Source organism: Mycobacterium sp. 48b, from assembly GCF_048282725.1.
Lineage (GTDB): Bacteria > Actinomycetota > Actinomycetes > Mycobacteriales > Mycobacteriaceae > Mycobacterium.
On sequence record NZ_JBLVUL010000001.1, the window covers coordinates 119,670 to 137,830 of the forward strand.

An 18,161-nucleotide genomic window follows, 5' to 3' on the forward strand; every position below is an offset into this window, starting at 1 on the left:
CCTGTGTGAAGTGCCCGTCACGGTGTGCTCACATGTCCGCGACGCACATGTGAGGTTACGTTGCCGTGAGGTCCAGCTAACCCAGCTGACTCACCAGCGCCTGGCCGATGACCCGGGCGGCCTCGGCGAACCGCTGCGGATCCGGCCCGGAGTAATTGAGTCGAAGGTAGGGTCCGGACGGTTCGGCGGGGAACCACTCGTTGCCGGCCGCCACCAGTACGGACTCGGCCTCACACTCGCGGACCAGCCGTTGCAGGTTGGTCGCATCGGGCAGTCGCAGCCACAGATGAAGCCCGCCGCGCGGCACATGCTCCAACTGTGCGCCTGGCGCATGCTCGGCCAGGGAGCTGATCAGCAGGTCACGCCGGACCTGCAGCTGCTGCCGCAGGTCCCGGAGGTGGGTGCGCCAGGCCGGCTGAGTGACCACGTCGAGCGCCGCGGCCTGCAACAACCCGCTGACATACATCGACTCCGCACCCCGGTCGGCAAGGATCCGGTCGCGCGCGGGACCTCTGGCGACCATGGCGGCCACCCTGATCGACGGTGAAACGCTCTTGGTCAGGGACCTCAGATATATGACGTGTCCGGCGTCGTCGGAGGCCGCCACCGGCCTGGAGGTGCTCTCGATACCGAAATCGTGCGCCCAGTCGTCATCGACCAGGAAGGCGCCGTGGTCGCGCACCACGTCCAGAATCTGGCTTGCGATTTCCGGATCCCATTGGGCACCAGTCGGGTTGGCGTAGTTGGGCTGGGCGTAGAACACCCGGGCCCCGGTCTCCGCGAAGGCCCGCGAAAGCTCCTCGGGCTCAGGGCCCCGCGGACCACTGGGCACCGGCACCAACCGCACGCCGCACTGCGCCGCAGCCAGGATGGCTCCCCAGTAGCTGGGCGACTCGATCAGCATCGGCTGCCCGAATCCGACCAGAGCACGGAAGATCGAGCTCAGGCCGCTCTGACTGCCGGGCAGCACGATCACCTCACGGGCCGTCGGCGGGGTCACCCCCGCGCCGAACTCCTCGGCCAGTTCCTGAGCGAACCATGCCTGCAGGTCGGGCCGGCCGGGTGCGGGCGCCGCGCTCAGCGCGGCGTCCCCGCGGGCAGCGCGTGCAAATGCGGTACGGACCAGCCGCTCGGGAAGCAGCTCGCGCACGGGATAACCGGAGTGCAATGCGATCACGTCGGGCGCGACGCTGCGCAGCGGCGTGGACAACGCGGGGATGCGCGCGTGCGGGGATCTCAGCGCAGCGGTCTGCCAGCCGTAGTCGGGCAGCCGGGCGCTGCGCACTGCTCGCACGAACGTCCCGACCCCCGGCCGGCTCTCCACCAGACCCAGGCTGCGCATCGTGCGCATGGCCTTGGCGACCGTTACCGGGCTGGCCGCGTATTCCGCGACCAGGGCCCGGTTGGACGGCAGCTGGGCGCCCGGCGGCGCCGTGGTGATCCACTTACGCAGGCCGGACACGATGCGCTCAGTGCTATCGTTATCCATGTTGATACAGAGTAGCGCTACTCGAAGTAGTCCGTCGGCGCTATCCCACCCGGGGCTGTGGTGGGGGCTACTGGGCGTGATGGCGTTCTCGTTCACCCTCGTGTTCACCAAGGTGGCCACCGGCGGACTGTCCCCGCTGTTCATCGGGGCCGGACGCGCCGTCGTGGCGGCAGCCATCGCCGCGGCCGCCCTGGCACTCACCCGGCAGACCCTGCCCTCGGCCGGCCAGTGGGCGCGGCTGGCCGTGGTGGCCGCCGGGGTCGTGGCGGGGTTCCCGCTACTGACTTCCTATGCGCTCACTGTCGTCCCCGCCAGCCACGGAGCCATCGTGGTCGCGCTGTTGCCGGCCGCCACGGCGGTGTGCGCGGTGCTCCGCGGCCACGAGCGTCCGCCCGCCGCGTTCTGGGTGATGGCGGCCGCCGGAGCGCTGGCCGCAGTGGTGTTCGCGATGGTGCACGGTGCCGGATTCGGCCATCTGAGCTGGCCCGACCTGCTGCTGTTCGGCGCGGTACTGGCGGCGGCGGTGGGATATGCCGAAGGCGGGCTGCTCGCCAGGGAGCTGGGTGCATGGCAGACCGTGTCCTGGGCCCTGGTGGTCGCGGCACCGGTGATGCTGGCCTTGACCGTGCTGGCCTTCGTGCAGCAGCCGCCGAATGCGACGCCGGTGCAGTGGGTCGCGTTCGGCTATCTGGCCGTGGTGAGTATGTATGTGGGCTTCTTCGCCTGGTATCGCGGCCTGGCCATCGGTCCGATGACCCAGGTGAGCCAGGTCCAGTTGATCCAGCCGGTGCTGACCATCTGCTGGGCCGCCCTGTTACTGCACGAGCGATTGACCTGGTCGACAGTGCTCGGCGGTGCGGTGGTCATCGGCTGTGCAGCCCTGGCTGTTCGCATCCGCCTGCGCTGAATCACCGAAAGCCGGTGGGATCCATTGGATCCCACCGGCTTTCGGGTGGGTCAGAGGTTTACCGGGAAGTCCGAGCTGTAGACATCACCGCGAATGCGTCCCGGCGCCGGCGGCCCCTCCACGACCACCCAGGCCTGCGTGGCGTCCTGGCCCAGCGGCCCGGCGACCGTGACACTGGCCGTCCCACTGGCATCGGTGTGCAGCACAGCGCCCGCCACACCGGGATCTCCGACATTGCACGTCGCCACCGACGCCCGTGGCAGCTGGATGAGCCTGACCCGGTAGTCGGTGTCGGGCGTGGCCGACTGCAGCAACACCTCCGCACCTACGTGCGAGCCGTCGGAACCGATGCTGGCCCGGCCGGTCCCGGAACCCGAGCCCATGCCGCCGAGAAAGAGCGCCTTGGTGAAATCACAGCCCCGGATGGAATTCGACAACGGCACCACCGTCGTCGCCCCGGCCGGAGCCGCGCCGATCCCGCTGAGCACCACCCCACCGGCCGCCACCAGTGTCGCCACACTTCTCATGCGCCAAACCATCGCTGCATCCCGCCCGCTCGACGTATCAGTGCGCAATTATTGGCACAGATCGCACGCCGAGAAGCGGTAGTTGGCGCAAATTGCCGACAGCTAGCGCCAGCGCCTCAGTACTTCCTTGGCCCGTTCGCTCAGCACCCACTGCAGGAACGGCCCGAAGGTGATGCGCCCCACGCCGAGATCCGTCAGCGCAGCCAGATCGGCAGAATCGGGCGGAACGGTCACGCTGACCGGCAGAGGCACCTCAGAGACGAAGCGCCCCAACCCTTCCGGGTCGGCCAACCCGGCCGGGAACAACGAATCGGCACCCGCTGCGGCGGCCTCGGACAACCGGGCGATCGCCCGGTCCACGCGATCAGCGGCGTCGCCGTCCTTGCGCAGGAACAGGTCGGTGCGCGCGTTGATCACCACGTGCACACCCGCGGCGTCTGCGGCGGCGCGCAGCTGCCCGACCAACTGGGCGTGCTCGGCCGAGCTGCGCAGCCGCTTGTCCTCCTTGTGCACGGTGTCCTCGATGTTCAAACCGACCGCCCCGGCGTCGAGCAGCCCCTCGATCAACCGCTCGGGCCGTTCCCCGTAGCCGGACTCGATGTCCACCGAAACCGGCACATCCACCGCGTCGGTGATTTGCCGCACGCGGGTCAGCAGATCGTCGAACGACATCACCTCGCCGTCGGCCTTACCGATCGAATCCGCCAGCGGATGGCTTCCAACGGTGAGTGCGGAAAAGCCTTCGCCGACCGCGAGCCGTGCCGACCAGGAGTCCCACACGGTGGGCAACACAACGGGGTTGCCGGGTTGGTGCAGCGCCAGCAGCGCCGCCGCCCGCTCCTGCAACGTGGTCTCACTCATAGAACCTCCAGGTACTCAGATGTCCTGCTCAAATGTCCTTCTGCCAGGCGCGACGCCGGCGAAACCAACACTACGACCAGGGTTCCGACGGCCCAGGAGGGGCGGCCTGGCGCGACCCTCATGACGTGATGCGCATCACGTCTCGATCGTGATGTGGCTAGCATTGGTTGTCGTACTGTGAGCCCTGACACCTTCAGCCCGAGGAGGTCACTTGTCCACCACCACCGAGTTCTCTGAACTGCACAACCTGATCGGCGATATGCGTCGCTGTGTCACCACGTTGGCGTCGAAGTACGGGGATTCCCCGGCGATGCGCCGCGTGGTCAACGACGCCGAGCGGATCCTCAACGATATCGAGCGGTTGGACATCGACGCCGAAGAGTTGGAGATGCGTCACGGCGTGACACGCCAAAAACAGGCCCGCGAGAAGATCGGCATCCCCGACACCCAATACGGAAGCGAGTTCTGGCAGGACGTCGCCGACGAGGGTCTCGGCGGATACCGCTGAGCTCACGGGCGTTTGACGCCCGACGAAACAACTGAACCTCAGAAAGGGAACCGTGAGCGCACCCACCGCTGACCGTCGCGCGACCGGGGTCTTCTCGCCCACACGAGCGGAGATCCCCCAGCGCACCCTACGGACCGACCGGTGGTGGCAGGCACCACTATTGACCAATCTGGGGCTCGCGACGTTCGTCATCTATGCGACGGTCCGGGCGTTCTGGGGAAGCGCGTACTGGGTAGAGGACTACCACTACCTGACGCCCTTCTATTCACCGTGCATCAGCACGGCCTGCGCGCCCGGATCGAGCCACCTCGGACAGTGGGTGGGCGAGCTGCCCTGGTTCATCCCGATGGCGTTCATCTCACTGCCGTTCCTGTTGGCCTTCCGGCTGACGTGCTACTACTACCGCAAGGCGTACTACCGGTCGGTGTGGCAGTCACCGACCGCCTGCGCAGTGGCCGAGCCGCATGCGAAATACACCGGGGAGACCCGTCTTCCGCTGATCATGCAGAACCTGCACCGGTACTTCTTCTACGCCGCGGTGCTCATCTCACTGCTCAACACCTACGACGCGATCGTGGCGTTCCATTCGCCCTCCGGCTTCGGATTCGGTCTCGGGAACATCATTCTGGTCGGCAACGTCATCCTGCTGTGGATCTACACGGTGTCCTGCCACTCGTGCCGGCACGTCACCGGCGGCCGGCTGAAGCACTTCTCCAAACACCCTGTGCGCTACTGGATGTGGACACAGGTGAGCAAACTCAACACCCGCCACATGCTCTTCGCCTGGATCACGCTGGGCACCCTGGTCCTCACCGACTTCTACATCATGTTGGTGGCCAGCGGCACCATCTCCGATCTCAGGTTCATCGGCTGAGTCGCCCAACCGAATTCGTTGGCCGACAAGTACATACACGCGAAAGGGCGAGTGGGGATTTTCATGGGTGAGTTGGAACGGCACACTTACGACGTCGTCGTGATCGGTGCCGGTGGAGCGGGTCTACGCGCGGTGATCGAGGCCCGCGAACGCGGTCTGCGGGTGGCCGTGGTGACCAAGTCGTTGTTCGGCAAGGCCCACACCGTGATGGCCGAGGGCGGCTGCGCGGCAGCCATGCGCAACGTCAACACCAAGGACTCCTGGCAGGTGCACTTCGGTGACACCATGCGCGGCGGCAAATTCCTCAACAACTGGCGGATGGCCGAACTGCACGCGCAAGAAGCCCCTGACCGGGTCTGGGAGCTGGAAACCTATGGCGCCCTGTTCGACCGGACCAAGGACGGCCGGATCAGCCAGCGCAACTTCGGCGGGCACACCTACCCGCGGTTGGCTCACGTCGGTGACCGCACCGGCCTGGAGATCATCCGCACGCTGCAGCAGAAGATCGTCTCGCTGCAGCAGGAGGACAAGAAGGAACTCGGCGATTACGAGGCCCGGATCAAGGTCTTCCACGAGTGCTCCATCACCGAGCTGATCCTGGAAGATTCCGGCGGCGCAAAGAGAATTGCCGGTGCCTTCGGCTACTACCGCGAGACCGGTAACTTCGTGTTGTTCGAAGCCCCCGCGATCGTGCTGGCCACCGGCGGTATCGGTAAGTCCTTCAAGGTGTCGTCGAACTCCTGGGAGTACACCGGCGACGGCCACGCCCTGGCCCTGCGCGCCGGATCGGGCCTGATCAACATGGAGTTCATCCAGTTCCACCCGACCGGCATGGTCTGGCCGCTGTCGGTCAAGGGCATCCTGGTCACCGAGGGTGTCCGCGGTGACGGCGGGGTGCTGAAGAACTCCGAGGGCAAGCGGTTCATGTTCGACTACATCCCCGCGGTGTTCAAGGGGCAGTACGCCGAGACCGAGGAAGAAGCCGACCAGTGGCTCAAGGACAACGACTCGGCACGACGCACCCCTGACCTGCTCCCCCGTGACGAGGTGGCCCGGGCCATCAACTCCGAGGTGAAGGCGGGACGTGGCTCGCCGCACGGCGGCGTGTACCTCGACATCGCCTCCCGCATGCCGACCGAGGAGATCAAGCGCCGGCTGCCCTCGATGTACCACCAGTTCATGGAGCTGGCCGAGGTCGACATCACCAAGGACGAGATGGAAGTCGGCCCGACCTGTCACTACGTGATGGGCGGAATCGAAGTGGATCCCGACACCGGCGGTGCCACCACGCCCGGCCTGTTCGCGGCCGGCGAGTGCTCGGGCGGCATGCACGGCTCCAACCGCCTTGGCGGGAACTCACTTTCGGACCTGCTGGTGTTCGGCCGACGCGCCGGTCTCGGTGCGGCCGACTACGTGACGACGCTGCCGGAGCGGCCCAAGGTTTCGGAGGCCTCGATCGTCCAGGCCACCGAGTTGGCGTTGTCTCCGTTCGAATCTCACGCGAATCCGGAGAATCCGTACACGCTGCATGCCGAACTCCAGCAGTGCATGAACGACCTGGTCGGCATCATCCGCAAGGCCGAGGAGATCGAAGAAGCTCTGGCCAAGCTCGCCGAGCTCCGCACCCGCGTGCACAACGTCAGCGTCGAGGGCGGTCGCGTCTTCAACCCGGGCTGGCACCTTGCCATCGACATGCGCAACATGCTGCTGGTCAGCGAGTGCGTCGCAAAAGCCGCGCTGGCCCGGACCGAGAGCCGTGGCGGGCACACCCGCGACGACTACCCGGACATGGACCCCAACTGGCGCAACACCCTGCTGGTCTGCCGTGCAAGCGGCGACGATCAGGTGGTGCCGGACGTGACGGTGACACCCGAGTCGCAGCTGCCGATGAGGGAGGACCTGCTGGCCACGTTCGAGCTGTCCGAACTCGAAAAGTATTACACCTCACAAGAACTGGCCGAACACCCCGATCGGAAGGGCTGAGCATGAGTGCCTACAACGCGAACCTGCGCGTCTGGCGCGGCGATGACACCGGCGGCGGTCTGGAGGACTACACCGTCGAGGTGAACGACGGCGAGGTGGTGCTCGACATCATCCACCGGCTGCAGGCCACCCAGGCCGGCGACCTCGCGGTGCGGTGGAACTGCAAGGCCGGCAAGTGCGGATCCTGCTCGGCGGAGATCAACGGCCGCCCGCGGCTGATGTGCATGACCCGGATGTCGACCTTCGACCCGTCCGAGACGGTGACCATCACGCCGCTGCGGACGTTCCCGGTGATGCGCGATCTGGTGACCGACGTGTCGTTCAACTACGAAAAGGCCCGCCAGATCCCGTCGTTCACGCCGCCCAAGGAGCTGCAGCCGGGCGAATACCGGATGCAGCAGGAGGACGTCGAGCGCAGCCAGGAATTCCGCAAGTGCATCGAGTGCTTCCTGTGCCAGAACGTCTGCCACGTGGTGCGCGACCACGAGGAGAACAAGGAGGCGTTCGCCGGCCCGCGGTTCCACATGCGGATCGCCGAGCTGGACATGCACCCGCTCGATGTCTTGGACCGCAAGGACATGGCCCAGGACGATTTCGGGCTGGGCTACTGCAACATCACCAAGTGCTGCACCGAGGTGTGCCCGGAGAACATCAAGATCACCGACAACGCGCTGATCCCGATGAAGGAACGGGTCGCCGACCGGAAGTATGACCCGATTGTGTGGTTGGGCAACAAGCTGTTCAGGCGGTAGGAACTCCCGCCGAGCGTGCGCTCAGATCGCGATCATTTCAGAATGGGATCTGAGTGCACGCTCGCTCTTGCTCGAGGCGCGTAGGCTCGAGGAAAGCAGCCAATCAGCGTCGAAAGGCAGCTCCATGAGCATGGGACAGACTCACAGCGTCAACGAGATCCGGACCGCGATCCGGGAACTGTCGGTCCGGGCCGACCTGGCCCGCAAAGAGGGTCGGCCCGGCGATGCCGGCGAGATCGAGCAGCGCATCGCCAAGTATCGCGAGGAACTCGCCGCGCGGCCCTGACCCGCAGCCGCCGTCGGGTTACGCGCCGAGCTTGCGGAACGTGCTGCGGTGGAACACGATGGGCGCGACATCGGCATTGACCGTGATGTCGCTGACGCGCAGCACCACGATGGTGTGATCGCCGGCCTCCACCAACTGCTCGATGGCGCTCTCCAGCCACACGCTGGTGCCGTGGATGAACACAGCGCCGGATTCGCGTGACTCGGTCTCCAACCCGGCGAACCGGTCCCCAGTCTTGGCCGCGAGTGTGCGAGCTGCCTCGTCATGAGATTCGCCGAGTACGCTGATCCCCAGCGACGGCAGATCCTTGAGCTTGGGCCAGGTGGTCGAAGAGTTCTGCACGCAGAACGACACCAGCGGCGGGTCGAGCGACACCGGCACGAAAGTGCTGGCGGCCAGGCCCACCAGGGTGCCCTCTACCTCGGCAGCAATCGCGATGACACCGGACGGAAAGTGGCCGAACGCTTCACGCAGCGTCGTCGGGCTCAGTTCTGTTGCACTCATAACACCTCCATCTTCACACAGCGCTTCATCACATCTGCTCCGCCCGTCAGTACCCGTGAGCGGCGGCCACGTCCGGGTGCGCGCGCACCCGGCTCTTCCACGCATTGCGCCCGTAGACCGCGTAGATGCGGTCGTTCGACGGGTCGACGCTGACGCCGCGGGCACGGGCCGCCAGGTCACCGGGCAGCGTCAGCACCGGCAGGCTGGCATCGAGCCGGGGATTGAAGAAGTACGGCACCGAGATCCGCTCGGCGGCACTGACCTGCACCCGGTGCTCGGTGGCCCGCAGATAGCCGCCACTCGCGATCTCGAGCATCTCGCCGATGTTCACGATGAAGGCTCCCGGCAGCGGATCGACGTCGATGAACGCGCCGTCGCCGCCACGGACCTGCAGACCGCGGGTGCCTGGTTCCGCCAGCAGCAGGGTCAGCACCCCCGCGTCACGGTGCGCACCGACGCCCTGGTCGGTCTCGGCCTGCGCGGGGTACCGCACGATCTTGATCAGGGTGGCCGGCGTTTCGGCGAACGCGGCGTCGAACACTCCCGGGTCGGCGCCGAGGCCGACGGCCCAGCGCTGCAACAGCACGCGCCCGACCCGGGCCAGTTCGGCATCCCACTGCGCGATGACCTCCGGCAGTTCCGGCAGGCCCGCAGGCCACTGGTTGGGACCCTGCAGCCGCAGATAGTCCTGATCGGGATCTGCCACCGGATCGCGCTCGGGCCCGATGTCGATCTGTTCGCGCCAGTCGACCCGCCCACCGGTCAGTTCACCACCCAGCCGCGTGTAACCGCGGAAGTGCGGGCTGTTGGTCATCGCCACCGCATCTTTGACTGCCTGCGGCAACGCGAACAGCCCGCGCGCGGCGGCCAGCAGCCGGTCCGACAACTCGCTCGGGACCCCGTGGCCGGTCAGATAGAAGAAGCCCACGTCGTGAGCGACCTGGCGCAGTCGCTCGGGCGCGTCGTTCAGATCGACGACCGGCAGGGCCGTCCGCACAGACGTCACGCGCTCCATCATCGTCGCGACCAGCGGTATCGGCCAGGGTCGCAATCGCGCTGAACACAACCCGGGGTCCGGGCGGTAAGTTGGCGCCCATCATGTGGATTCCGCTTCTGGTGATGGCCGCCGCCGTCAGCCTGGAGCCGTTCCGCATCGGTATGACGGTCCTGATGCTCAACCGGCCGCGGCCGCTGCTGCAACTATTGGCCTTCCTCATCGGCGGGTTCGCGATGGGGACCGCCGTCGGCCTCGTCGTGCTGTTCATCTTGCGGCCCGCCTTGGGGTCGGCCCATTTCACCCTTCCCAGAATGCAACTGGCGGTCGGCGCCCTGGCGCTGTTGGCTGCGGCGGTCCTGGCCGCGGGACGGCCCGCGAGCATGTTCAGGCCCAAAGAAGACCGGGAACCCGGACCGCTCATGACACGTGTCCGGCAAATGCTGGGCGGCCACTCGCTGTGGACGGCAAGCGTTGCGGGCCTCGGTATCGCACTGCCGTCGGTCGATTACCTGGCCGCGCTGGCGCTGATCGTCGCCTCCGGCGCCGCGGCGGCCACCCAGGTGGGTGCCCTATTGCTGTTCAACGTGGTGGCATTCGGGCTCGTGGAGATCCCGCTGATCTCCTACCTGGTCGCCCCCGAACGCACCCGCGCCGCCCTGTCGGCACTGCACGACTGGCTGCAGACCCAACGACATCGCAAGATCGCCGCCGTGGTGGCCACGGTCGGGGTGGTGCTGGTCGTCGTGGGGCTCGTCGGCCTCTGAGCTCAGGCGTCCAGGCGCGTGAACTCGTCCTGCCGATATTGCTCGACACAGGCGGCACGCCGGACCTTGCCGCTCGTCGTCGTGGGAATCGATCCCGGCGACACCAGGACGAGATCCCCGACATTCAGCCCGTGCGCATTGGAGATCGCGGAGGTGACGTCGCTCTTGATCTCCTTGAGCCAGTGCACCGCCTCCACCGTGGACTCTCCCCGCTTCTTGACCTCGATCACGGTCACCAGCTTCTCGGTGCTGTTCACCGGAACCGCGATCGCCGCGACCCGGCCGCCGGTGATCTGTTGGACCGTCGCCTCGATGTCCTCGGGGTAGTGATTGCGCCCGCGGATGATCAGCAGGTCCTTGATGCGTCCCACGATGAACAGGTCACCCTCGGAGACGAAGCCCAGATCACCGGTTTTCAGCCACGGTCCGTCAGGCGTGCCGGACTTGGGGTCTACGAGGGTGGCGCCGAAGCACTGCTGCTCCTCCGGTGAGCGGCTCCAATAGCCGGCCGCGACATTGTCCCCGTGGACCCAGATCTCGCCGACCGCGTCCGGCGCGCATTCCCGGCCGGTCTCGACGTCGACGATGCGCACCACGGGTGACTGCGGCGGCTTGTACCTGACCAGGGCGGTGCCGGTTCCCGTGGCACACCGCCGGACTCTGCCCGCGGACAGTTCGTCGACATCGAAGTGAGCCGCCTCGGCCGACTCACTCCACGTGCCGCTGGCCACGAACACGGTCGCTTCGGCCAGCCCATAGGACGGCCGCAGCATATGGTCCTGAAAATTGAAGTGGGCGAACCGATCTGTGAATCGTTCCAAGGTGGCCGGCTCGACACGCTCGGCACCGTTGATGATGCCCAACACCCCACCGAGATCCAGCCCGTCCAGGTCAGCGTCCTTGGTCTTGCGAGCAGCAAGGTCGAAGGCGAAGTTGGGCGCCGCGGAAAAGGCGTGCGGATGCTGGGCGAGCGCACGCACCCATCTGGCCGGCTTCTCCAAGAACGCCAGCGGGCTCGTCAGCACAGCGTGATAGCCGCTCAGGATGGGTGCGCAGACACCCAGCACCAGACCCATGTCGTGGTAGAAGGGCAGCCACGACACGATGGTCGCATCGCTGATGGATCCGACCTGCGCGTCCGCGAAGAAACTGCGCATCAGCTGCTCGAAATTCGCCTGGACGTTGCGGTGCGAGACCATGACGCCGGTTGGCAGCCGGGTCGAACCCGAGCTGTACTGCAAATAGGCAGTGGCGGGGAATTCGGTTGCAGCGCCGTCGAACCCGTCAGCTCCGCCTTCGGCATCCAGGTTCAACGCGTCGATCGCAACGATCTTCGGCGCGGTGGACAAGCGCGACTGATCCACATAATCACCGACATCCTCGGCAACCGCGGTGGTGGTCAGGACAACCGACGGCTTCGTATCGACGAAGACCGCACTCACGCGGTCGTGGCTCGAGCCGCGATGAGGCATGGGCAGCGGCACCGCCACGAACCCGGCCTGCATGGAGCCCAGGAACGCGAGGATGTACTCGAGGCCCTGGGGCGCCAGGATCACCGCCCGGTCACCGACCGACCCGTGGAGGCGGAGTTCGCGTGCCACGTTCATCGTCCGGTGGGACAGCTGCGACCAGGTCAGGGTCTCGTCGACGCCCGCTGGGTCAGCGGTGTAGTCGGTGAAGGTGAAGGCCACGTCGTCGGGGCGCATGCTGGCACGTCCGTGCAGCATCGAGAGAATTGATGACTGGGGATTGGGCATCACGTCACGTCCGTAACTCGTCGAATCAATCAGCTCGGAAAGCGCGGTCAGCCCGCGCCGTTGGGGTTCAGCACGGACAACGCAGCGTTGGCAAGCTCCGACATCGGATCGGTGCCGCCGCCGAAGGTCGCCTCGTTGGCAGGTGCGGTGACTTCGGCAGGGTCGAAACCGTGCACCGGGTCCACCGTGATCGGAGCGGTCGCCGGGTCGTCGTTGCGCGAGTAACCGGCATCGACCATGGGTAGCAGTACCCGGTCCAGTTCGTTGAGCGTGTTCTTGTCATATCCGAGGTACTTGAAGGGCAACACCAGCGGAAGGTGCTCTTCGGGAACCATGTACGTGGTCGTGGTGCCCCCCTTGGAGTTGACCGTCGTCCTGATGTTCTGCGCCGGGACGTTGCTCGGATCGGTGAACGCGATCGCGGTGTGACCGGTGGCCAGGCCGGCGATCGCGTTGATGACGCTCATCCAGTTGTCGGGCCGGTCGGGCCAGTCGGCGATGCTGTCGTAGGCGGAGATGTACTGGTCGGTGTGGTACTGACTCTCCACCGGAGCCGGGATCCGGTAGTCCATGAACGGCACGACGCTGCCGACGGGGAAGTTCTGGGTCAGGAAGCTCTCACCGAAGGGATGCTTGGCAATCGGATCGCCGAATGTCGCGAAGCTCAGTTGGTCGGGCGGCGGAGCAGTCGGATCGTTGGCCAGTCGCGCCTTCACGGCGTTGAGCACGAGCGCTCCCTCGGACAGCCCCATCGCTGTTCCCTTGCCACCGTTGCGGATTGCCGTGTCGAGGTTTCCTTCTCCCTCGTCGACCGACTCACCGATGCTGGGACCGTCGAGACCGATGCCGGGGTAGAACTTCTCCCCGAGAGCACCGATACCCGGGAAGAAACGTTCCAGGGTGTGCCCCTGAACCTGACCGGCCGGGTAGTCGACCTTCGTCCGTTTCATCCCGGGGAACCACTTCTCACCCGTCATCCGGATGTACTCGTCGTAAGGGATCCCGAGGACGTGGGCGCCACCCAAGGCATACGCGGTTCCTGGGTTCGACGGCGTACCGGCGGCGGGGCCGCCCGGCGGCGGCGTCGGGGCCGGCGTGTCATCGGCCCAGGCATTCCCGAGGACCCCGAAGGATCCTGTGACGCTGGTGGCCATCAACAATGCAAGTCCTGCAAGGAGTTTCTTCATCTCCACTCCCTATCGCCCCGCTTCGTTTCGTAGTCTCACACACATCACACGTGCGTGCTCACCCACCGTTGCGTGTGCAACATCAAGATCGCTCCTCACGTGCGCACCTTTCGGCCGATCGATCCCGACGGCCACCAGTTCGCCTTACCGATCAGCGCGGCGATGGCAGGCACCGTGATGGTGCGCACCAGGAAGGTATCCAGCAGGATGCCCACGCCGATCATGAAGCCGCCCTGTACCACTATGCCGATGGATGAGAACATCAGACCCGCCACCGAGGCCGCGAAGATAAGACCCGCTGCGGTGATCACGCCGCCCGTTGAACTCAGCGTACGGATCACGCCGTAGCGCGTGCTGTGCGGCGATTCGTCGCGCAGCCGCGACACCATGAGCATGTTGTAGTCGGCACCCACCGCGATCAGCACCACGAAGGCCAGTGGCGGCACGCTCCAATGCAATTGCTGGCCGAGAAGGTTCTGGAACACCAGGACACTGATACCGAGCGCCGCGAAGTACGAGACCACCACAGATCCGACGAGGTACAAGGGTGCCAGGATCGAGCGCAACAGCAACATCAGGATCAGCAGCACCACGATGAGGGTCGCGGTCATGATGAACCGGATGTCCTGCTGGTAGTAATCCCGCGTATCCCGCAGTCCGGCCGGGAATCCGCCCATCGATATCGAGGCGTCGGCCAGCGTGGTGTTCGGCTGCGCGCCGCGGGCGACGTCCTGGATCTGGTTGACCTGATCCATCGCCTCGGAGCTGAACGGGTTGAGCTTGGTCTGGACCAGATACCGCACCGACCGGCCATCCGGAGAGACGTACGCCGCGGAGGCCTTCTTGAACTCGGGCAGGCCCAGCACCTCGGGCGGAATGTTGAATCCCGCCTGCGAGGGATCCCTGGCCTCGTTGCGCATCGTCAGCAGGAACGACGAGGCCTGGTTCAGACCGGCGGAGATGACCTTGATCTGTTTGACCAGTTCATCCACGCCACCGGCGACTTCCCGGCTTCCGCCGGCCAGGCGGTTGGCGCCCGACTGCAGATCCTTCAAGCCCGACTGCGGGCCACCCGGCTTGTTCAGCCCCATGGCGTTGACCGCCTTGTTGACGCTGGCCAGGGCGGCGTTCAGCTTGGTCACCGTGGAGTTGAGGGTCTGCTTGTCGTCGCCGGCGCCGTTGAGCTGATGGGCGAGATCGTTGATCTCGCTGAGGCTGCCGGAGTTGTTCTCGTCGACCAGCCGCTGGAACTGGATGCGGGTCTCGGCGCAGGACGGGTTGTTGTCGCAGACCGCGTTGTTCTGGAGCGCCGCCAGCACCGGCTCGATCCAGCCGAAGATGTTCTTGACCGCCGACAGGTTGTACCCCATGGCGTTGGAGAGCGCGTTGATGCTCTGCACCAGCTTGGCCGCGGTCGCGACGTCCTTGACCAACTTGTCGCCGCCGTACTCGCTGCGCGCCGAGGAGAACGTGTCGACCACACTCTGGAGGCTGGGCGCGATCTGGTTGATCTGAGCACGTACGTCAGCGAGGCTGCCGGCCAGGGTGTTGGCCCCGTTCGCCAGCCGGTTCAGATCGCCGGAGCGCTGATCGATCTGCTGGGAACCGTCGGCCAGCCGGGTACCGACGATGCCCGCCTGGAACGTGGCCCGGAATTCCGCGGGCACCTCGCCCAGGGGACGGCTGATGCCGCTGACCAGACCGACGTCGGGGAGCTGGGCGACGCGCGAAGCCATCTGCTCCAGATCTGCCAGGCCCCGCGGCGTCCGCAGGTCGTGCGGCGACTGGATGAAGATGTACTCGGGAATCGACTGACTGATCGGAAAATGACGCTCGACCGCGGCGTACCCGATCGAACTCGGGGCCGACGCCGCGACGACCTTGCGATCGTCGTAGTTGTATTTGGCAAAGATCGCAGACCCGGCCAGCAAGGCCAATATGAGCAGGCTGGCGACGAGGTGTGGCACCGGACGGCGCACGATGCGGATGCCCGAACGGCGCCAGAACCGGGCGGTCAGTTCACGTCGCGGTTTCACCCACCCGCGGGGGCCGACCAGCGCGAGAATGGCCGGAAGCAGAGTCAGTCCGGCCAGGTAGGCGACGGCGATACCGATCGCCGCGGCCACACCGACCGTCTTGAACACTCCCATCTTGGTAAAGCTCAGCAATAAGAAGGTGAGCCCCACCGTCGCGGCGGATGCGGTGATCACTTTCCCGATCGACGCCATCGCCGCCCGGACCGCCTGTTCGAAGTCCTTACCCGACCTCAGATAGTCGTGATACCGGCTGATCAGGAATACCGCGTAATCCGTGCCTGCACCGGCCATGATCGCGCTGAGAAACACGACGGACTGGTTCGAGACACCCGCGCCCGTCAGCTCGGAGAATCCCGCCACCAGCGCCTGGGCGATGAGTAGGGACGACCCGATCGTCACCAGTGGCAACAGCATCGTGACCGGATTGCGGTACACCACCAGCAGCACCAACAGGACCAGGACCGCGATCGCGAGCTCGATGGGAAGCCGGTCGTTCTCCCCGGCGACAGTGAGGTCGGCGGCGGTGGCCGCGGGTCCCGTGAGATGCACCTGGAGTGGGCTGCCGGCCGTGCTGAGTCTGACGATGTCGGAAACCCGGTCGAACGACTCGATCGCGCGCGGCGTGCCCAACTCACCGACCAGGCCCACCGGCAGCACCCAGGTGGTCTTGTCCTTGCTCGTCAGGAACTGACGCAGCTGTGGCGTGCCGATGAAGTCCTGGACGCTCTCGACATCTGTCTGGTCATCGCGCAGCGCGTCCACCAGCTTGCGGTAGGTCGCCTCGTCGGACGGACCCAGCCCGTCCTCGTTGATCAGGGCCACCAACAGCAGGTCGTTGTTGCCCGACTCGTGAAAGGCCTCGGTCATCTTCTGGGCGGTGACACTCGACGGTGCATCGCTGGGCAGGATGGCCAGCGGGTGCTTCTGGGCCATGTCGCTCAGAGACGGACATGCCAGTGGCAGGGCGACCAGCAGCGCCGCCCAGATCCCGATCACCGCCCAGGGCCACCGCACTACGAAATCGGCTAGCCGTCGCATGTCGCCCTCACCCTCGCGCCGCTTCCATGGCTTCCATGGCAATCGCCCTTTTGCTCCTCAGGTCCGCGGTGACTCTTGCCCCCTGTCCGCGGTCGTTTGCTCGCCGCTACGCGACGCGCCCCCAGTGGCCACTGTCAGCAACCCTGGAGGACACCGATTTCATCGCTTCCATGTACCGAGTCACAGATTTTTCGGCAACGGCATTGTCCGGATGCATGATCGCCATCACGGTGCCCTCGCCGTATCGGAATATGTAGATCGTCAATTGGTAGGAGAACCGATTGTCCGGGTACATCCCGATGTTGTTCGCGAGGCCCAGGTCACCTGCCGCGAGGATCGCGTTGAGCGGTGCGGCACCACCGTGAAGGAAATTCGAGACCGGAAAGTTCGGCTGCGGCCAATTCAACCACGGCGCCAACTCGAGGACGCGATAGTACGGCACCCTCGCCATGTCCAGGCCGGAATCGAAAGATGCCTGTGCGGCCCCTGCCGCGTCACTGAAAGAGGTCGCAGCGACCGGCACGACAATCGGGATCAAGCCGGTAAACCAGCCCTGCGTGTTGAAATTGTCACTGGCCGTCCGGGAATCTCTCGGCGTCAGTCCGTAGTACGTCAGCGCACCGGTGAACTCATGCTCGACCAGGCCGAGACAGGCGAACAAGCCACCGACGAAACGCGCGCCAGCCGCTCCGCAGGCCGCGTCGAAGCGTTCCGTCTGCGCCGTGTCCATCAACACCATCGAACTCCAGGCGCTACTGGTCGACTTGTCCGGATTACCCAGCGGCAGTGGGAATTCCGGAAATCCATCACTGTTGTTCTCCGCGAAGTCGATCCACGCCTGCACTCCCGGCGACTCCAGGGTCAAAGCTGACGTGTACTCCCGTTCGCGGACGCAGAAGTCATCGAAGCTTCCGGGTTCGGGAAGCTGAAGGGCATGACCGCTTCCGCTCATCGCGGAATACATGCCATTGGCTTCCATCATCGTCGTACCGATCAACGTGGCATCCCCGTGCACGTGATCCATGGCCGCGAAGAAAGTGAAGTGGTCTTCGTTCTGAATAATGCCGAAAGTGAAGCAGCCCCATTCCAAGGGATTCGGTATGCCCACGACGTGGTCGTGTATTTCTTCGACGGTCATACTTCCCTGATCGACCGGTACGAACTCGATATCGTCCGGATTTTCGATCGTTCGCCTAACGAATTTGCCGTCATCAGCCTTTTCGAACCAGCTGCGGAAAGTGTCGTGCCGACGCAGGTAGGTGTTGACCGCGTGGTCCATGGCCGAGATGTCGCACTGGCCGGCCACCTCGCAGCTCGCGATGATCTGCCGCGAGAAGTTCAGGCCCGCAGCCTTCCGCTCGCTGTAATTCCGAAGATGTTGACTCTGCATGTAGCTAACAGGCACCGAGCTGACGGGAGCCCGATCTGCCGTTTCCTGAGAGGCCGCCGTCGGATGCCAGGACGTGACCGTACCCGGACTCAACGTCCATTCCCCAAGTGCGCCAACAGTTATCTTCCCGATGCGCAAAGCGTCGCCCTCCCATTTGGCCGGCTGTGGCCGTGATCACCCGTGGCTGCCCAACATACCCCCGGTCTCCTGGCAACCGCTCCCCCCGCCTCACAGCCGATCCTGTGCCTCACTCGTCACAGGTTCTCGTGTAATAGTGCTCTAGTGCCGTCGGGGGGTGGAC

The 18,161-nt window shown here is 65.5% G+C and carries 16 protein-coding genes; 7 read left to right on the forward strand and 9 right to left on the reverse strand.

Translation table 11 applies throughout. The features are described from left to right. Positions 1 to 76: 76 nt before the first annotated feature. Complete coding sequence (locus tag ACNQR1_RS00620; protein WP_418043233.1) at positions 77 to 1,489, reverse strand: PLP-dependent aminotransferase family protein; 1,413 nt, start codon at positions 1,487 to 1,489, stop codon at positions 77 to 79. Here ACNQR1_RS00620 and ACNQR1_RS00625 point away from each other — a divergent pair. Next, complete coding sequence (locus ACNQR1_RS00625; protein ID WP_418043234.1) at positions 1,488 to 2,396, forward strand: DMT family transporter; 909 nt, start codon at positions 1,488 to 1,490, stop codon at positions 2,394 to 2,396. The two genes, ACNQR1_RS00620 and ACNQR1_RS00625, sit on opposite strands and share 2 nt — an antisense overlap. Positions 2,397 to 2,446: 50 nt before the next feature. Here ACNQR1_RS00625 and ACNQR1_RS00630 read toward each other — a convergent pair whose 3' ends face one another. Next, positions 2,447 to 2,923: a hypothetical protein gene (locus tag ACNQR1_RS00630; protein WP_418043235.1), complete on the reverse strand. Its 477-nt coding sequence runs from the start codon at positions 2,921 to 2,923 to the stop codon at positions 2,447 to 2,449. Positions 2,924 to 3,025: 102 nt separating this feature from the next. Continuing rightward, positions 3,026 to 3,784: an isocitrate lyase/PEP mutase family protein gene (locus ACNQR1_RS00635; RefSeq protein WP_418043236.1), complete on the reverse strand. Its 759-nt coding sequence runs from the start codon at positions 3,782 to 3,784 to the stop codon at positions 3,026 to 3,028. Between the two features lie 211 nt (positions 3,785 to 3,995). Between ACNQR1_RS00635 and ACNQR1_RS00640 the strand changes: the two genes are divergently transcribed. From ACNQR1_RS00640 to ACNQR1_RS00660, 5 genes are all read left to right on the forward strand, one after another. Next, a complete protein-coding gene (locus ACNQR1_RS00640; protein ID WP_044514772.1) occupies positions 3,996 to 4,292 on the forward strand; it encodes a hypothetical protein in 297 nt (98 codons plus the stop codon). A gap of 52 nt (positions 4,293 to 4,344) precedes the next feature. Continuing rightward, a complete protein-coding gene (locus ACNQR1_RS00645; protein ID WP_418043237.1) occupies positions 4,345 to 5,166 on the forward strand; it encodes a hypothetical protein in 822 nt (273 codons plus the stop codon). Positions 5,167 to 5,229: 63 nt separating this feature from the next. After that, positions 5,230 to 7,149, forward strand: coding sequence for a fumarate reductase/succinate dehydrogenase flavoprotein subunit (locus ACNQR1_RS00650; protein ID WP_418043238.1), 1,920 nt, complete (start codon positions 5,230 to 5,232; stop codon positions 7,147 to 7,149). 2 nt (positions 7,150 to 7,151) lie between these two features. After that, entirely contained in the window at positions 7,152 to 7,901 is a 750-nt protein-coding gene (locus ACNQR1_RS00655) for a succinate dehydrogenase/fumarate reductase iron-sulfur subunit (protein WP_418043239.1), read from the forward strand. Between the two features lie 124 nt (positions 7,902 to 8,025). Continuing rightward, positions 8,026 to 8,187: a hypothetical protein gene (locus ACNQR1_RS00660; RefSeq protein WP_090433699.1), complete on the forward strand. Its 162-nt coding sequence runs from the start codon at positions 8,026 to 8,028 to the stop codon at positions 8,185 to 8,187. A gap of 18 nt (positions 8,188 to 8,205) precedes the next feature. Here the strand turns inward: ACNQR1_RS00660 and ACNQR1_RS00665 are convergent, their stop codons facing one another. After that, complete coding sequence (locus ACNQR1_RS00665) at positions 8,206 to 8,691, reverse strand: flavin reductase family protein (protein ID WP_418043240.1); 486 nt, start codon at positions 8,689 to 8,691, stop codon at positions 8,206 to 8,208. Between the two features lie 46 nt (positions 8,692 to 8,737). Further along, positions 8,738 to 9,706, reverse strand: a complete 969-nt coding sequence (locus ACNQR1_RS00670) for an isopenicillin N synthase family dioxygenase (RefSeq protein ID WP_418050222.1) — start codon at positions 9,704 to 9,706, stop codon at positions 8,738 to 8,740. Positions 9,707 to 9,789: 83 nt separating this feature from the next. Between ACNQR1_RS00670 and ACNQR1_RS00675 the strand changes: the two genes are divergently transcribed. Then, positions 9,790 to 10,452 carry a GAP family protein gene (locus ACNQR1_RS00675; protein WP_418043241.1) on the forward strand — a complete coding sequence of 221 codons (663 nt, stop codon included), beginning with the start codon at positions 9,790 to 9,792 and terminating at the stop codon, positions 10,450 to 10,452. Positions 10,453 to 10,454: 2 nt separating this feature from the next. On the opposite strand, the gene ACNQR1_RS00680 is transcribed toward ACNQR1_RS00675, so the two are convergent. From ACNQR1_RS00680 to ACNQR1_RS00695, 4 genes are all read right to left on the reverse strand, one after another. Beyond that, entirely contained in the window at positions 10,455 to 12,209 is a 1,755-nt protein-coding gene (locus tag ACNQR1_RS00680; protein ID WP_418043242.1) for an AMP-binding protein, read from the reverse strand. Between the two features lie 47 nt (positions 12,210 to 12,256). Further along, a complete protein-coding gene (pe, locus tag ACNQR1_RS00685) occupies positions 12,257 to 13,396 on the reverse strand; it encodes an acyltransferase PE (protein WP_418043243.1) in 1,140 nt (379 codons plus the stop codon). Positions 13,397 to 13,491: 95 nt separating this feature from the next. Then, the gene (locus tag ACNQR1_RS00690; protein WP_418043244.1) at positions 13,492 to 16,470 is read right to left on the reverse strand and encodes an RND family transporter; all 2,979 of its coding nucleotides are present in this window, start codon (positions 16,468 to 16,470) and stop codon (positions 13,492 to 13,494) included. A gap of 106 nt (positions 16,471 to 16,576) precedes the next feature. Further along, the gene (locus tag ACNQR1_RS00695; protein ID WP_418043245.1) at positions 16,577 to 17,998 is read right to left on the reverse strand and encodes a condensation domain-containing protein; all 1,422 of its coding nucleotides are present in this window, start codon (positions 17,996 to 17,998) and stop codon (positions 16,577 to 16,579) included. Positions 17,999 to 18,161: the final 163 nt, after the last annotated feature.

Bases quoted from the DNA above. Each gene is read 5' to 3' on its own strand.
- ACNQR1_RS00625 (WP_418043234.1), top strand. From the start codon at position 1,488: ATGTTGATACAGAGTAGCGCTACTCGAAGTAGTCCGTCGGCGCTATCC.
- ACNQR1_RS00620 (WP_418043233.1), bottom strand. From the start codon at position 1,489: ATGGATAACGATAGCACTGAGCGCATCGTGTCCGGCCTGCGTAAGTGG.
- ACNQR1_RS00630 (WP_418043235.1), bottom strand. From the start codon at position 2,923: ATGAGAAGTGTGGCGACACTGGTGGCGGCCGGTGGGGTGGTGCTCAGC.
- ACNQR1_RS00635 (WP_418043236.1), bottom strand. From the start codon at position 3,784: ATGAGTGAGACCACGTTGCAGGAGCGGGCGGCGGCGCTGCTGGCGCTG.
- ACNQR1_RS00650 (WP_418043238.1), top strand. From the start codon at position 5,230: ATGGGTGAGTTGGAACGGCACACTTACGACGTCGTCGTGATCGGTGCC.
- ACNQR1_RS00655 (WP_418043239.1), top strand. From the start codon at position 7,152: ATGAGTGCCTACAACGCGAACCTGCGCGTCTGGCGCGGCGATGACACC.
- ACNQR1_RS00660 (WP_090433699.1), top strand. From the start codon at position 8,026: ATGAGCATGGGACAGACTCACAGCGTCAACGAGATCCGGACCGCGATC.
- ACNQR1_RS00665 (WP_418043240.1), bottom strand. From the start codon at position 8,691: ATGAGTGCAACAGAACTGAGCCCGACGACGCTGCGTGAAGCGTTCGGC.
- ACNQR1_RS00670 (WP_418050222.1), bottom strand. From the start codon at position 9,706: ATGGAGCGCGTGACGTCTGTGCGGACGGCCCTGCCGGTCGTCGATCTG.
- ACNQR1_RS00675 (WP_418043241.1), top strand. From the start codon at position 9,790: ATGTGGATTCCGCTTCTGGTGATGGCCGCCGCCGTCAGCCTGGAGCCG.
- ACNQR1_RS00680 (WP_418043242.1), bottom strand. From the start codon at position 12,209: ATGCCCAATCCCCAGTCATCAATTCTCTCGATGCTGCACGGACGTGCC.
- pe (WP_418043243.1), bottom strand. From the start codon at position 13,396: ATGAAGAAACTCCTTGCAGGACTTGCATTGTTGATGGCCACCAGCGTC.
- ACNQR1_RS00690 (WP_418043244.1), bottom strand. From the start codon at position 16,470: ATGCGACGGCTAGCCGATTTCGTAGTGCGGTGGCCCTGGGCGGTGATC.